General features: G+C 41.5%; 14 protein-coding genes. All 14 read left to right on the forward strand.

Annotated elements, in window-relative coordinates; genetic code table 11:
- Window positions 1–2 precede the first annotated feature (2 nt).
- The 14 genes from CVV21_02590 (at window position 3) to CVV21_02655 (ending at window position 15,543) form a co-directional block, all read left to right on the forward strand.
- Window positions 3–1,019, forward strand: coding sequence for a phosphate--acyl-ACP acyltransferase (locus CVV21_02590; protein PKL92663.1), 1,017 nt, complete (start codon window positions 3–5; stop codon window positions 1,017–1,019).
- Window positions 1,012–1,998 carry a 3-oxoacyl-ACP synthase gene (locus CVV21_02595; protein PKL92664.1) on the forward strand — a complete coding sequence of 329 codons (987 nt, stop codon included), beginning with the start codon at window positions 1,012–1,014 and terminating at the stop codon, window positions 1,996–1,998. The genes CVV21_02590 and CVV21_02595 overlap by 8 nt, the downstream gene beginning before the upstream one ends.
- A gap of 21 nt (window positions 1,999–2,019) precedes the next feature.
- Entirely contained in the window at window positions 2,020–2,943 is a 924-nt protein-coding gene (gene fabD / locus CVV21_02600; GenBank protein ID PKL92665.1) for a [acyl-carrier-protein] S-malonyltransferase, read from the forward strand.
- Window positions 2,944–2,971: 28 nt separating this feature from the next.
- Window positions 2,972–3,715, forward strand: coding sequence for a 3-oxoacyl-ACP reductase (locus tag CVV21_02605; protein ID PKL92666.1), 744 nt, complete (start codon window positions 2,972–2,974; stop codon window positions 3,713–3,715).
- Window positions 3,716–3,840: 125 nt separating this feature from the next.
- Entirely contained in the window at window positions 3,841–4,086 is a 246-nt protein-coding gene (locus tag CVV21_02610; GenBank protein ID PKL92667.1) for an acyl carrier protein, read from the forward strand.
- Between the two features lie 29 nt (window positions 4,087–4,115).
- The gene (gene fabF / locus CVV21_02615; GenBank protein ID PKL92668.1) at window positions 4,116–5,360 is read left to right on the forward strand and encodes a beta-ketoacyl-[acyl-carrier-protein] synthase II; all 1,245 of its coding nucleotides are present in this window, start codon (window positions 4,116–4,118) and stop codon (window positions 5,358–5,360) included.
- A 6-nt stretch (window positions 5,361–5,366) separates the two neighbouring features.
- Window positions 5,367–6,053 carry a ribonuclease III gene (gene rnc, locus CVV21_02620; protein PKL92669.1) on the forward strand — a complete coding sequence of 229 codons (687 nt, stop codon included), beginning with the start codon at window positions 5,367–5,369 and terminating at the stop codon, window positions 6,051–6,053.
- Window positions 6,050–7,225: an acyl-CoA dehydrogenase gene (locus tag CVV21_02625; protein ID PKL92670.1), complete on the forward strand. Its 1,176-nt coding sequence runs from the start codon at window positions 6,050–6,052 to the stop codon at window positions 7,223–7,225. The genes rnc and CVV21_02625 overlap by 4 nt, the downstream gene beginning before the upstream one ends.
- A 71-nt stretch (window positions 7,226–7,296) precedes the next feature.
- A complete protein-coding gene (locus tag CVV21_02630) occupies window positions 7,297–8,088 on the forward strand; it encodes an electron transfer flavoprotein subunit beta (protein ID PKL92671.1) in 792 nt (263 codons plus the stop codon).
- Between the two features lie 13 nt (window positions 8,089–8,101).
- Window positions 8,102–9,106: an electron transfer flavoprotein subunit alpha gene (locus tag CVV21_02635; GenBank protein PKL92672.1), complete on the forward strand. Its 1,005-nt coding sequence runs from the start codon at window positions 8,102–8,104 to the stop codon at window positions 9,104–9,106.
- A 187-nt stretch (window positions 9,107–9,293) separates the two neighbouring features.
- Window positions 9,294–10,328: a 23S rRNA (adenine(2503)-C(2))-methyltransferase RlmN gene (rlmN, locus tag CVV21_02640; protein ID PKL92673.1), complete on the forward strand. Its 1,035-nt coding sequence runs from the start codon at window positions 9,294–9,296 to the stop codon at window positions 10,326–10,328.
- Entirely contained in the window at window positions 10,321–11,379 is a 1,059-nt protein-coding gene (locus tag CVV21_02645; protein PKL92674.1) for a hypothetical protein, read from the forward strand. The genes rlmN and CVV21_02645 overlap by 8 nt, the downstream gene beginning before the upstream one ends.
- On the forward strand, window positions 11,330–14,524 hold the full coding sequence (locus tag CVV21_02650) for a hypothetical protein (GenBank protein ID PKL92675.1): 3,195 nt from the start codon (window positions 11,330–11,332) through the stop codon (window positions 14,522–14,524). Before CVV21_02645 ends, CVV21_02650 begins: the two co-directional genes overlap by 50 nt.
- Before the next feature lie 140 nt (window positions 14,525–14,664).
- The gene (locus CVV21_02655; GenBank protein ID PKL92676.1) at window positions 14,665–15,543 is read left to right on the forward strand and encodes a hypothetical protein; all 879 of its coding nucleotides are present in this window, start codon (window positions 14,665–14,667) and stop codon (window positions 15,541–15,543) included.
- The last annotated feature ends 10 nt before the right edge of the window (window positions 15,544–15,553 follow it).

Here is a 15,553-nt window from a genome sequence, read left to right on the forward strand (position 1 = left end):
ACGTGCGCATTGTTTTGGATGCAATGGGCGGGGACAACGCCCCGCAGGTAGAAGTTAAAGGCACTGTTGATGCGATAAAAAAGAACCGTGATCTTAATGTTATTCTTGTAGGTAAAAAGGAAGAAATAGAAAAATACCTTAATACATATAAGCTTAGCGAAAAAGAACGCGCCCGTCTGGAAGTTGTCAACGCAAATGAAGTAATTACCATGTCTGACGAACCGGCAAAAGCTTTCAAGCAGAAGCAGGATTCATCAATGATAGTCGGAGCAAAACTGGTAAAAGAAGGCAGGGCAGATGCTTTTGTTTCTGCCGGAAATACCGGAGCAATGCTTGTTACATCGCTTCTTACCATAGGCAGAATACCGGGCGTCATAAGGCCTGCTATTCTTGTTCCTATGCCTTCTAAAAGCGGAACCACAGCTGTACTTGATGCCGGTGCCAATGTGGACTGCAAACCAATTCATCTTGCGCAGTTTGCGATTATGGGCAGTATTTATGCATCTCATATATTTAAGATAAACAAGCCGCGCGTGGGTGTTATGAGCGTAGGCGAAGAAGAAGGCAAGGGAAACGAACTTACAATTGAAGCAAAAGAAATTATAAAAAAACTTAACCTTAATTTTAAAGGCAATGTTGAAGGCAGGGATGTATTTAACGGAAATGCCGACGTTGTAGTCTGTGACGGATTTGTAGGAAATATAATCCTTAAAGTGGGCGAAGGCGCGGGAGTGCTTCTGGTAAGCGAAATAAAAAAAGGCGCAAAAAAGAGCCTGCTTACCATAATCGGCGGCCTTTTAATGAAAAAAGTTTTTATACAGGTCAAAGACAGAATTAACCCTGATGCTTACGGCGGGGCGCCGCTTCTTGGAATACAAAAACCGGTAATAATATGCCACGGCAGTGCAAGCGCGGAAGGCATTAAGAACGCGCTGATAGTGGCCTATGAATTTGTGGACGGCCATATAAATGAAGAAATAGAAAGTGAAGTGAAAAAAATGGAGGCAAAAAGTGAGTAAAAGGGCAGCCATACTTGGTACGGGGTATTATGTTCCCGAAAAAATATTGACAAATAAAGATATTGAAAAGTTTTTGGACACAAATGACGAGTGGATTACCACAATGACAGGAATGAAAGAAAGGCGCATATCCGGCAAAGACGAGCCTACTTCCGAACTTGCGATGAAAGCGGCTGAAAAAGCCCTTCTAAACGCGGGCGTAAAAAAAGAAGAAATTGATTTTGTGATTGTGGCAACGGTTACCGGGGATTATATCTGGCCTTCAACAGCTAATATTGTTATTAATAAACTTGGAATTAACGGAGTACCGTCAATGGATGTATCTGCGGCGTGCTGCGGTTTTATTTATGCGCTTACAACAGCAAGGTCATTTATTGAATCAGGGCTTTATAAAAAAATACTGCTTATAGCAGCAGATGAATTTGCAAAGGTATCTGACTGGACAGACAGAAAGACATGCGTACTGTTTGGCGACGGCGCGGGAGCGGTGGTTGTAGGTCAGGCAGAAAATGAAAATCAGGGAATTCTTTCAACATATCTTGGGTCAGACGGGTCCAAGGTATCTTATTTAATGCAGCCCGGCGGCGGCACTGCAAATCCTTTCAGCCAGGAAGTACTTGATAAAAAAATGCAGTATGTATATATGGAAGGCAAAGAAGTATTTAAGCAGGCCGTGATTAAAATGACTTCATCAATTGAGATTGCGATGGAAAGGGCGGCTGTAACGCCGGAGCAGGTTGATTATTTTATATTTCATCAGGCTAACAAGAGGATAATTGATTCAATCGCGCAGAGGTTTAGCGCGCCTGAAGAAAAAATAATTGTTAATATTCATAAATATGCCAACACTTCCGCGGCCACAATTCCGATAGCGCTTGCCGAAGCGGTGGAAGAAGGCAAAATAAAAAAAGGCGACCTTCTGGGTTTCTCGGCGCTTGGCGCGGGATTCACATGGGGCGGCGCAGTTGTCAGGTTATAATTTAATGGAAAAAGGTGCCAGATAATGTCAACAGCATTGGTTTTTCCGGGTCAGGGTTCACAGTATGTAGGTATGGGTTTCGCGTTCAGCGAACATAATGAAAGGGCTAACGCCATATTTGCCATGGCAAGGGAAGCATGCGGACGTGAACTTTTAGACGCAATGTTTTTAGGGCCGGAAGAAACACTTAAAAAAACAGATTTTACACAGCCGGCGATATTGACAGTAAGCGCGGCCATATACGAAGCGATAAAAGACAGTGTTAAACCTGCTTTTTTCGCGGGACACAGCCTTGGCGAATATTCAGCTTTATGCTGCGCGGGCGCAATGGATTTTAAGACAGCGGTTGAAATGGTAAAGTTAAGGGGCTCGCTTATGCAGGAAGCTTCCGGCAAAGCCGCAAGCGGTATGGCAGCGGTGCTTGGGCTTGATGTTGAAAATATTAGATTACTGTGCGAAAAAGTAAAACCGGCAGGCCTTATGTCGCTTGCTAATATAAACTGCCCGGGGCAGATAGTGGTGTCAGGTGATTCCGCCGCAATAGACGCGGGAGAAGCAGCCGCAAAGGAACTTGGCGCAAAAAGGTATATTAAACTGGCTGTGGCAGGCGCGTTTCATTCGCAGTTTATGCAGAGTGCGGCTGACGGCATGGAACAAAGCATGGCTGTTTTTAAAATGAAAGATACTGCGGTTCCTGTTATTTCAAATGTGACAGCGCAGGCTGTGACATCGGCTGAAGAAATAAAAAAACTTCTTGTCAGGCAGATTGTGTCGCCGGTCCGGTGGATTGAATCGGTTGAATACATGAAAGCGCAGGGAGTGGATACTTTTATAGAATGCGGGCCGGGCGCTGTATTGTCCGGACTTATTAAAAAAATAGATAAAAATTTAAAAACAATAAATATTGAAAAACCTGAAGACCTTGTAAAACTGCAGGGAATTTAAGAGCTAAAAAAAGTTAACGGAGGCAAAAATGGGATTACTGAACGGAAAGATAGCACTTGTAACAGGCGGAGCCCAGGGAATAGGCGAAACCATTGCGGCAACACTTGCGCGTGAAGGCGCGTCAGTGGCTGTTCTTGACGTAAATCTTGAAAAGGCGTCAGCCACGGCTGCAAAGTTAAAGGAATTCGGTGTGGATTCAGAAGCTTATAAATGTGATGTTTCAAATGTGGCGGAAGTTGAAGAAACTGTGAACAAAGTAATTGACAAATTTAAGCGCATTGATATACTTGTCAACAATGCGGGTGTTACAAGGGACAATCTTTTAATAAGGATGACGGAACAGGAATGGGACCTTGTAATAGCAATCAACCTGAAAGGTACTTTTAATTTCACCAAAGCTGTAGGAAAGATAATGATGAAGCAGAGGGCAGGCGCAATAATTAATATTTCATCTGTTATCGGGCTTATGGGAAATGCAGGGCAGACAAACTATGCCGCCACAAAAGCCGGCGTTATAGGAATAACAAAAAGTGTTGCCAAAGAACTTGGTTCAAGGAATGTCAGGGTAAACGCGGTTTGTCCCGGATACATTAACACGGCAATGACTGATAAACTGACAGAAGAAGTTAAGAATGCCATGATACAGATAATTCCTGCAAAGAAAATGGGTGAAACCCAGGATGTGGCAAACGCGGTATTGTTCCTTGCATCAGACCTGTCTTCGTATGTGACGGGAGAAACAATTAGAGTCGACGGCGGAATGGCAATGTAAATGGATGCAATCCAAGGCAAGTCCGTAAGGACGCAGCCGAAGATTAGCAGCCATTTATACAAGTTAAAATAAAAAAGATTTTCAAATAAAAAAGAAAGTAAAACAAATTCAAGGAGGAAACAGAAATGGCAGACGAAAAGACAATTGAAGAAAGAGTGAAGGACGTTATCGTAGCACAGCTTGGTGTTGACGCAGCAGAAGTTAAACCGGAAGCATCGTTTATTGATGACCTTGGTGCGGATTCACTTGATACCGTGGAACTTGTAATGGCGCTTGAAGAAGAATTCGGCGTAGAGATCCCGGATGAAGACGCGGAAAAGATCAAAACAGTAGGCGAAGCCACAGACAGCATTAAGTCAAAGCTGGGCTAAACTTCAAGTAATAAAAAAAGAGGTCAATAATGGAAAAGAAAAGAGTTGTCATTACCGGTATGGGTGTACTTACCCCGGTTGGGAATAACGTAAAAGATACCTGGGATGCGGTGCTTGCCGGTAAAAGCGGCATTGGCCTTATTACCCAGTTTGATGTTACGGCGTATCCCACTAAGATTGCCGGAGAAATAAAAAATTTTGATGCTTCAGAGGTCATGGAAAAAAAAGAAATCAGAAGGACGCCCGGGTTCATTCAGTATGCTTTAAAAGCAGCTAAAGAAGCCGTGGAAATGTCGGGCCTTGAAAATGCATCAATTAATAAGGACAGGGTGGCTGTAATTGTAGGTTCGGGTATTGGCGGCATTTCCGTAATGGAAGAGCAGTACAAGATTCTTACCGAAAAAGGCCCATCCAGAGTTTCTCCTTTCTTTATCCCGATGATGATTATTAACATGGCGGGAGCCTATATATCTATGCGTTACGGTTATCGCGGGCCTAATTACGGAATTGTGACCGCGTGCGCGTCAGGAACGCATGCTTTTGGAGAAGGCGCAAAAATGATTATCCGCGGCGATGCGGATGTAGCAGTGGTAGGCGGAGTTGAAAGTGCGGTCGGGCCTTTGGGCCTTGCCGGTTTCTGCTCGGCAAAATCACTGTCGCAGCGCAACGGCGATCCTACGACGGCCTCAAGGCCGTTTGACAAGGACCGCGACGGTTTTGTAATGGCGGACGGCGCCGGAATTCTTGTGCTTGAATCACTGGAGCACGCCAAGGCGCGCGGCGCGAATATCATTGCGGAATACGCAGGCTACGGCGCTTCTGATGACGCTTACCATATGGTAGCGCCTCCGGAAGACGGAGCAGGCGGCGTTCTTTGCATGAAAAACGCGCTGGCTGATGCCGGAATAAAACCGGAACAGGTGGATTACATCAACGCGCACGGTACTTCAACTAACCTGAATGATAAAACAGAATCAAGAATTATCAGGGAAGTTTTTGGAGCGCATGCCAATAAGGTTATGATAAGTTCCACCAAATCAATGACAGGGCATATGCTTGGAGCCACAGGAGCGGTGGAAACCGTTATGTGTGCTTTATCCTGCAAATACGATGTGGTTCATCCCACCATTAATCAGTTCACCACGGACCCTGAATGCGGCCTTGATTACGTTCCCAATGTAAAAAGGGAAGCGGTTATTAATTATGCCGCATCAAATTCGCTGGGTTTTGGCGGGCACAACGCAACAATAATAGTAAAAAAATATAAAGAATAAAATATTATGCTTAAAGAAAGCTTCATTGAAGATTATCTTGACAAGAACGGGCTTTTAAATCAAAAGCCCGTTCTTGAAGCTTTAACACATAAGTCAGCCGAAGGCCCGCATTACGAAAGGCTTGAATTTTTGGGTGATTCGGTGCTTGGTTTGTGTGTTTCTGATTTTCTTTACAGCGAAATGTACGACACGGATGTAGGCTCCATTTCAAAAATTAAAGGTTATCTGGTAAGCAAGGATGTTCTTTACAGGATTGCGGTGGATAACAACCTTATCAAGCACATTGTATTTGGCAGCGCGCTGACAAAGAAAGATATTAAGAATAACAGAAAAATAATGAGCGATGTCATTGAATCGCTTATAGGCGCCATATACCTGTTAAAAGGTTTTGAAGAAGTAAATGAATTCATAATGAATATTTATAAGGAAGAGTTTAAGAATATAGGCACAAAAAAAGACCTTGGCGATTATAAGTCGGAACTTCAGATGAAGATTCTTTCAAAAGGCACAAGGCTTCCTGAATACGCGGTGGTAAACGCGGAAGGCCAGGAGCATAAAAAAACTTTTTATGTGGAAGTTTCCCTGAATTCCGGGGTTATAGGAAAAGGAAAAGGAAAAACAATAAAGGAAGCTGAACAAGCTGCCGCTAAAAAGGCGCTGGGCTCCCCAAAAATCAAGGAGGCAAAGAAGTGAATTATTTTCTCTCGGATGAAGAACAGATGATTGTGGAAACAAGCCGTGAACTTGCGGTTAAAAAGGTAAAGCCGGTAAGGGAACACTATGACGAAGCCGGGATTTTCCCGTGGGACATAGTAAAAGAAATGGCAAACCTTGGACTTTGCGGCCTTTATATTCCGGAAGAGTACGGCGGAATGTCAGGCGAAGGCAGTAAGGGAATAATGCAGCTTGTACTGTGCGTTGAAGAAATGTCAAAAATTTGCGGCGGTATATCGCTTGCAATGGCGGCATCCGCGCTGGGAACTTTCCCTATACTTCTGGGAGCCACGGCCGAACAGAAAAAGAAATATCTTCCGGATATCGCTTCCGGTAAAAAACTTGCAGCATTCGGCCTTACAGAAGCCGGTGCAGGATCAGACGCAGGTGCGATGAGGACAACAGCGGTTAAAAAAGGAAATAAATATGTAATAAACGGTACAAAACAGTGGATTACAAACGGCAGCGAAGCCGAGACTTATACAGTTTTTGCAATAACAGATAAATCCAAAGGCACCAGGGGCTGTTCCTGTTTTATTGTTGAAAAAGGGACACCGGGATTCACATTTGGAAAGAAAGAAAATAAGATGGGCATCAGGGCTTCGGCCACCACAGAACTTATTTTTCAGGACTGCGAAGTTCCGGAGGAAAACCTTGTGGGCGGAAAAGAAGGAATGGGCTTTATACACGCGGTAGGCACGCTTAACCATTCAAGGCCGGGAGTTGCGGCACAGGCGCTTGGTATTGCAGCGGGCGCTCTTGATGAAGCTCTGGCTTATTCCAGGCAAAGGGAGCAGTTTGGCACAAAAATATCCTCTTTCCAGGCTGTTCAGCATATGCTTGCCAATATGGCGGTTGAAGTTGAAGCGGCAAGAGGGCTTATCTATAATGTAGCCCGCGGGGTTGATAAAGGAGCGGTAGATTTTGCTAAAGATTCGGCTATGTGCAAATATTACGCGTCAGAAGTGGCAATGAGGGTCACGACAAATGCGGTTCAGGTATTCGGCGGATACGGATATATGAAAGAATACCCCGTTGAAAAAATGATGAGGGACGCAAAAATCACACAGATATATGAAGGCACCAGCCAGATACAGTTAAACGAAATAGCCGCAAAGCTTATTAAAGAACACGCGATGAAGAAAAAATAAAACAGTCCGGTTCTTGTCAGCCGTAAAATTGCGCCTGACAGGCGGCCGGGATAATTTACCAGGAGGAAAATATGAAAATTGTTGTATGCGTTAAACAGGTACCGGATACCACAAATATAAAAGTTGATCCGGAAACAGGCACATTAAAAAGGGAAACTGCCGGGACTGTAATGAATCCTTTTGACATGTATGCTATTGAAGAAGGTTTAAGGCTTAAAGAAAAACTTGGCGGCACGGTTACTGTTGTTTCTATGGGGCTTCCGATGGCAAAAGATATGTTAAAGATAGCAATAGGAATGGGCGCTGATGAAGCAGTGCTGCTGTCAGACAGAAGGCTTGCCGGCTCGGACACATGGGCCACTTCTTACGCGCTTGCAAAGGTATGCGAAAAACTTGGATATGATGTAATTCTTTTTGGCAAACAGGCAGTTGACGGCGATACAGCTCAGGTTGGGCCTTCAACAGCAGCTTATCTGAATGTACCGCAGATTACATGGGTTAAAAAGATAAGGGAAATAAACGAAAAAGAGATAATTGCAGAAAGGCTTATGGAAGACGGCACAGACGTGGTTAAAGCATCGCTTCCTGTTGTGCTTACTGTTGTAAAAGAAATTAATGAACCAAGGCTTGAATCCCTTAAGGGGAAAATGAGGGCAAAGAAGTATGAAGTGCCCACGTGGACTCTTGATGATATCAATGGAGACGAGGCAATGGTAGGCGTAAAGAATTCGCCGACCAGGGTCAACAAATCCTGGACGCCTGTCAGGGAATTTGGCAAGGCGGAATTAATTACCGGCGCTGACGCAGCCGAGACTGCAGACAAGCTCTATGTTAGGTTAAAAGAGCTTGGCTTCATTAAATAAGGAGCTGATGAAAATGGCCAACAAAGATGATTTTAGGGGAGTATGGATAGTAGCGGAGCAGCGCAATAATCAGCTGCATAAAGTAAGTTTTGAACTTCTTGGCAAAGGCCGTGAACTGGCTGATAAACTTGGAGTAAAATTATCAGCTGTGATAATGGGCGATAAAGTACAGGAGCTTGCAAAAGAGCTTGTGGCATACGGCGCGGATACGGTATATGTGGCTGATAACCCCAAACTTGCTCATTTCAATGACGAGCTTTACACGGAAGTTGTAACAGAGCTTGCGAACAAACACAAACCGGAAATTATTATTACCGGCGCAACAGCGATAGGAAGGGCGTTTTTTCCGCGCGTTTCCATAAAGCTTAACGCGGGCTTAACAGCTGACTGCACGGATTTTGAACTTGATATGGAAAACAGAAACCTTCTGCAGGTAAGGCCCGCTTTTGGCGGAAGCCTTATGGCAAAGATTATGACGCCTGAAAAAAGGCCTCAGATGTCCACCGCAAGGTATAAAGTGTTTAAAGCCCTTGCAAAAGATGAAAGCAGAAAAGGCGAAATAGTGGATGCGGGCGTAAACGTGGATTCGTTTCAGGCAAAATCACAGTTTATGGAATTTATCCCTGAAGTTGAAACCACTATAAATATTGCGGAAGCCGACATGATTGTGTCAGGCGGGCGCGGTATCGGCGGAGCCGATAACTTTAAGATTGTAAAAGAATTTGCAGCTGCAATGGGATGCGCCGTCGGCGCTTCAAGGGCGGCGGTAGATTCAGGATGGATTCCTTACAGCCACCAGGTCGGCCAGACAGGAAAAACAGTTTCACCCAAGCTTTACATGGCGCTTGGCATATCCGGCGCTGTTCAGCACCTTGCAGGAATGCAGAGTTCTGATATTATAGTTGCGGTAAATAAAGACCCCGAAGCCCCCATATTTTCAGTGGCAAAAGTGGGCGTGGTAGGCGATGTATTCCAGATAATACCGGCACTGACGGAAAGAATCAAAAAAGGCTGTTAAAAGCCTGTTATAAGCAAAGGCCGTGGAGAAATCCACGGCCTTTTGCATTTATGTCGTTGTTTGGATTTTGTGTCTTTGCTTATTTAATTCTTGTGTATAGTCTTGGTAGCCGCACCCTTTAGGGTGCGTTGTTTAGACTTATTTGTTATTCGATTATAGAATCTTTTAAAATGTTTCAGGGGTAAAAATGGAAAAAACAGACCTGCGCAATTACACCAGAGATGAACTTGAAGTAATCGTCAAATCCCGTGGCGGAAACAAAATTGACTCTGCGTCATTATTTGAATGTTTATACAGATTAAAAGCAACAGATTTTAGTGACATAAAAGGGGTAAATTTAAAAGTTCTAAAACTTATAGAATCAGATTATTCATTAAGTCCTTTAAAGGTATGCGCCAGACAGGAATCCAAAAAAGATAAGACCATAAAAATGCTGCTTGCGCTTCCCGACGGCAAAAAAACAGAAAGTGTTGTCATTCCAAGCGGGCATGGATACTCCGCCTGCATTTCATCACAGGCAGGATGCGCCTGCGGGTGCGCTTTCTGCGCCACAGGCAAAATTGGTTTTAAAAGAGATTTAACGGTATCTGAAATAACAGGGCAGTATATGGCAGCAGAACATGCAGCCGGCGGTAAAATTAATAATATAATTTTTATGGGGATGGGAGAGCCGTTTTTAAATTATGAAAATCTGATAAAAAGCATAAATATTTTAACTGACCATAAAGGGTTTGCCTTTCCGCAGACAAAGATAACCGTATCCACCTGCGGTATTGTGCCAAAAATAAAAGCCCTTGCGGATTCAGGGTTAAGGGTGAATCTTGCGGTTTCAATTGTTACAGCGGACGCAAAGCAAAGAAGCAGATTAATGCCGGTTAATAAGAAATATCCGCTTGCGGAAGTAATAAAAGCTGTCAAATATTACAATCAAAAGGCTAAAAGGCAGGTCTTTTTTGAATATATAATGTTTGACGGTATTAATGATAATCCTGAAGATGCCGAAAAACTTTATGAAATAATTAAAGATACAGACTGCAAGGTAAACCTGATAATTTATAACACCGTTAAAGGCGGGGAGTTTTCGTCCGCTCGTGATGAAAAAACAAAAGCATTCCAGAAGATACTTGTAGATAAGGGCATAAGGACTTATCAGCGCAGGGAAAAAGGCGCGGACATCTCAGCCGCATGCGGGCAGCTTGCAGGGGAAGCAGATAATGGGTAACAAGACAGCGGTTAAAGTTTCAATAATAATTGTGATTGTCTTTGTCATTATGCTGCTTTGCGGATGCGGCGAAAAACAGGTGTTTAATAAGGTTGGTTTTTATTACTGGAAAACTGTTTTTAACTTAACCTCTGCTGATACGGAACTTATGAAAAAATTCAGGGTAAGCAGTCTTTATGTAAGGATGTTTGATGTATCATATGACAATGTATCGGGAAAACATACCTTCAGGCAGCCGGTGATGAATTTAAAACCCGTTGAAGGGGTAGTGCTTTTTCCCGTCATATTCTTATTGCCTGATACGTTTGCGCGCGGCAAGGGTAATGATCCGAAAAAAGCTGCAGCAGTAATAATAAAAGAGCTGGATAAATTATGGAAGAGCCAGCTTGTAAAATACAGCGAAGTACAGTTTGATTACGACTGGTCGCAGGGGACTAAAGAGGCCTATTTTGAATTTCTAAAAGCAGCTGGAGAAATATATGTAAAAACAGGTATTAAAATCAGTGTTACTGTAAGGCTGCACCAGTATAAATACTGGAAAAAACTTGGGGTTCCACCGTCTGACAGGAAAAAAGTCATGGTATATAATATGAGAGATCCGCAGACTTTTGGGGAGTTAAATACAATCCTTAATATTAAGGATATGAAGAGTTATATCAGGGGGAATGTGAAATATCCGGAAAAAGTGGATGTAGTACTGCCCGTATATTCATGGTATATACAGTATAACGGAGGGAAAATAGCGGGGATATTTACTGATATTCCCCGGGAACAGATATCAGAAGGCGGTTATTTTAAAAGATATAAAAAAAATATTTTCATTGCCCAAAAAAGAGTTATGATAAAAGGGCATGAGATATCAGCAGGGGATATTTTAAAAAAAGAGTGTGTAACGGAGAAGGATTTAAACAGAACTTTAAGCCATATAAAGAAAAATATGAATCTGTCTGGAGAGTTGATTTACTTTGGGTGGGATAAAAATAAAATTGACGAGGTGGGGAATGAAACGGTTTATAGGAATGTTATTTCTGCTGTACACAGCAACGATTAACATACTTGCATGTCCTATGGGGCCGTCGTTGGGCGGGTTAAAGCCAAGTTTTTATGAATATGATGACTCCGTTTTATTTGAAGGCGTGACCGCCACGGCTTCGATGTATGGCAGGACTAATGATTACCCCGGAATTGCTCAGGAGTGGGAGGATTTTACAGGTAATACCACAGCGGTTAATAATTTAATTCCGTATATTTACGGCAATGCAGATTACTTTGAAGAAAGTTATTATAATGATGAAACAAAGCAATATATAAAAGATTTGCATGAAGTTTTTATTATGAATCGTGAATCGCCTTACGGGGAAAGTCCATATCAGGAAGGATTTGATGACAGAATCAAAGTTAAATTTGAAGCCGCTGAACAGCTTTTTATAAAAAAAAGATATGCGTATTTATTCATACGGGTTTGCTTTAGCATGAAGAAATATAATAAGGTTAAGGAAATGTATGAATCTGTATTTCTGAGTGATAAATCGCAGGATATCCCTTATTATAGGTCGCGTGGATATTATGCGGGTTCGCTTTTAAAGCTGGGTGATAAGACGAAGGCTATTGATGAATATATAACCTTATACAATGAATACCCAAACTACAGGGGTACAATCAAAGAGGATATAATAAAAAACTCCATAAGCAGTGAAATTGACGGTTATGCTAAAAGTACAACTGATACGGCAAAAAAGTATACCGTTGCATATATTTCAGGAAATCTGGATATTATGACTGATATCGGCCCGCAATACTGGGAAACCCTGTCAACACTGCACCGCAGGTTTAAGGCGTTTCAAAGATCATATCTGGCAAATAACTGGAAGAATATTATAGGTAATAAAAATCCAGGGAGTTTCGGAGATTCAATAAAGAAACTTTCTACAAAAGCCATGAATAACGAACTTGCGTTATATAAAGGGTATTTTGAAAAGATACTTGCAGGATCTCAGTCGCAGGTTGTATCTGCGTATTGTAATGCTTGCCTTGGATATATTTGCAGCTTGGAGGGTGACTGGAAAAATGCTTCAAAATATATTAAAAAAGCAAAGAAGTACGAGGAAGTTCCGGAGATATTGAAAAACCAGGTAGAAATATTCATGTATTTTAATGAACTTGCAGCGGCAACGGATACAAAAAAATTTTTAAAATCCAATGCCGAAGATTTTAATATTTTTGCGAAGAAGAACTGCATGGTCAACAATAGTGAAGGCTGCTACGGTATGGGATGGATGGATAATGGGTACCCCGCGGATAACCTTATGATAATGCTTGCCCAAAAATTTTATCTTGAAGGCGATAAAACGCGAAGCGCCGCATGTTTTAATAAAACGTGTGTTGATGATATAGGAAAATTTCTTCTTGATATGGAGATGACGGACAAAGAGTTTGAAAAAACCGCCATCTTTATAACCGCTGCGCCTGATAACGAATTTGACGGTTTTCTTAAAGAGGGTTTCTATATAAATGATTTAAAGGAATGGAATTACCTGCTGGGGGTACGGAAACTGCGGGAAAAAGATTTTGTGTCGGCTTCCAAATACTTGAATGCCGCAGACCGGGACATGTTCTTTGCTCCGGATGAAAAAAAGTATTATTATTACGATTATAATTATAGAGATAATAGGGGTGTTAAGCTGTTAAATAAAACAGTATATTTTAAATCTGCCGAAGACAAGTCTGAAGTAAAGAATAAAAAGGAAATAGCAGAATACCTTGAAGCCCTTGAGAAAAGTGCTAAAAATGGGAAAGATGCCGCGGAGAACTACTTTAAAATGGGGCTGGCATATTACAGCTGCCCTTACATAGGATATTCTGATATTTTATGGAATGGCGGGATGTGGTACGGTATCAGGTACTATTGTGAACCTGATTGCTGGATAACAAGAGGGATAATAGATAATAAAAAGATGAGCGGTATTATTTCATCGTTTTATGAGGATAAATATAACAGGTTGAAATCCGCGCGGGAATATTTCATTAAGGCGGAAAAGGAAAATATGAAATCAGGCAATAAAGAACTTAGCGCAAACTGTCTTATTTATACCGCACAGACAAAAGTGAAGACGAAATATACCAAAGATCATATAGGATATTTAAAAAGCCTTCCGGAATATAAGGAATTAATTAATAATTACCTTGAAACTGAAACAGTTAAAAATTTTGTAAACTCCTGCTCCTGGTTTGCGTCTGCCGCAGATGGCAGGGTAACTGTTATACCAACTGCCACAAATACGCCGAATGTCACCGCCACTGTAATTGCACAACAGACAGCAGCGGTACATGCGCGTGAAACCGCCACGATGACGGCAATTTTTGTGACAAAATGGGAGACTCAGAGGGATAAAAACGGGGAAACAGGAGATCCTAAGAGCATGACAATTGACAGCCAAAACAACATTATAGTTGTTGATAATAAACTGCATAATATTCAGAAATATTCTGCTTCAGGAGCGTTGCTGAATATTATGGGATCTGTAGGGGCGGATGAAGGACAGTTTATTAAAGCTGCAGGAATAGCAGCTGACAGCCAAAACGATATTTATATATACGATAATGAGTTGAAGTATATTTCTAAATTTTCATCGAAAGGTGAATTTATTAAGAGATTTAAGCTTAATTATACGGAGGATACATATTTTCTGTCGAATATCCGCCAGGTATGCATGGACAGTAAGGGCTTTGTATATTTGTGGTACGGAAACAAAGTTTTAAAGGTAAAACCGGATAAAGATATAATTGAAATAACTCCTGCGGATGTAATGGTTTTTGATTATGTGATAAACGGAATTGCAGTTGACTCAAAAGATAATTTGTATCTTCATGACGAAAAATCAAATACGATTCATAAAATACGTAATAACGGCAAAATATTGGATTTAAATGTTGAAAAAAAGATTAAAGGCGCTTTTTGGTATCTTAGAATTGCTGTTGACCGGAATGAAAACATATATCTTGTGGAAACTGACAAGTACATAGCGAAATATTCATCTAAAGGCAAATATATTATTGGATGGCAAAACATAGGTACACGCGACGGCGTTTTTGAGTATATTAATTCCATTGACCAGCTGGCAGTTGACAGGGATGGATATTTATATGCTTTAGCTTATGCTTCTAACGGGAGATTTGTACTGAAATTTAAGCTGTAATATATATTTTGAAGTTTTTATCAGGTTAAATATAATTCCGGATCAGCCGCATGCGGGCAGCTTGCAGGGGAAAAGCAGGCTTAAAATAATGTTTAAAAATGGTATAATTAAAACTATTAAATCTTAACAGGCGGTTACAAATGAAAAAAATATTAAGAAAGATACGTCAGTTTATAAACAGGCCGATTGCAGATGAGATGGAGCGTGCCCGTCTTGCGCAGGGCAGGATTGAAAAAAGGCAGGTGCTAAGTTCAAAAGTTGAAAAACTGGCGCAGGCTGAATTTCAGGTTTTTTCGCAGCACGGGGAAGACGGAATAATTCAGTATCTGCTTTCAAAAGTGGCTGTAGAAAATAAGTATTTTATTGAATTCGGAGTGGAATCTTACAGGGAATCAAACACCCGTTTTCTTCTTATGAATGACAGGTGGCAGGGGCTGATTATAGACGGCGGCTGCGACCACATCAACTATATTTCAAAGGAATCTTTTCTTGGCATCAATCATGACATTAAAGCTGTCCAGGCAATAATTACTCCGGAAAATGTTGAACTGCTTTTTAAACAGGCAGGCGCCCCGTACGAACCTGGAATAATCTCTGTAGATATTGACTATAATGATTATTTTATACTAAAAGCAATTAAGGCATATAAACCTGCAATTTTTATAACAGAGTATAACAGGGCTTTTGGACCTGAAAAGCAGGTAACGCTTCCATTTATGAAAGGGCTTAATAGGTACAATTCGGGTATATATTTTGGCGCATCGCTTGCGGCAATTAATTCGCTTATGAAAGAAAATGGCTATGTGCTTGCCGGTTCTGAATCATGGGGTGTTAATGCTTTTTTTGTACGTAAAGATCTTGCCGTGAATATAAATGAAATAACTCCGGCAGGAGTATTTGAAAATCTGACCGCTTCTGAAAAGTACGGCAGGGATGAATTGGCGGGGATAAAAGACAGTGTTCTGCTTGATCTTGAGTCAAATAAAGAAAGAACTATAAAAGATATTTATAATTTATAGCATTGGTTTT

The organism is Candidatus Goldiibacteriota bacterium HGW-Goldbacteria-1 (assembly GCA_002839855.1).
Taxonomy (GTDB): Bacteria; Oederibacteriota; PGYV01; order PGYV01; family PGYV01; genus PGYV01.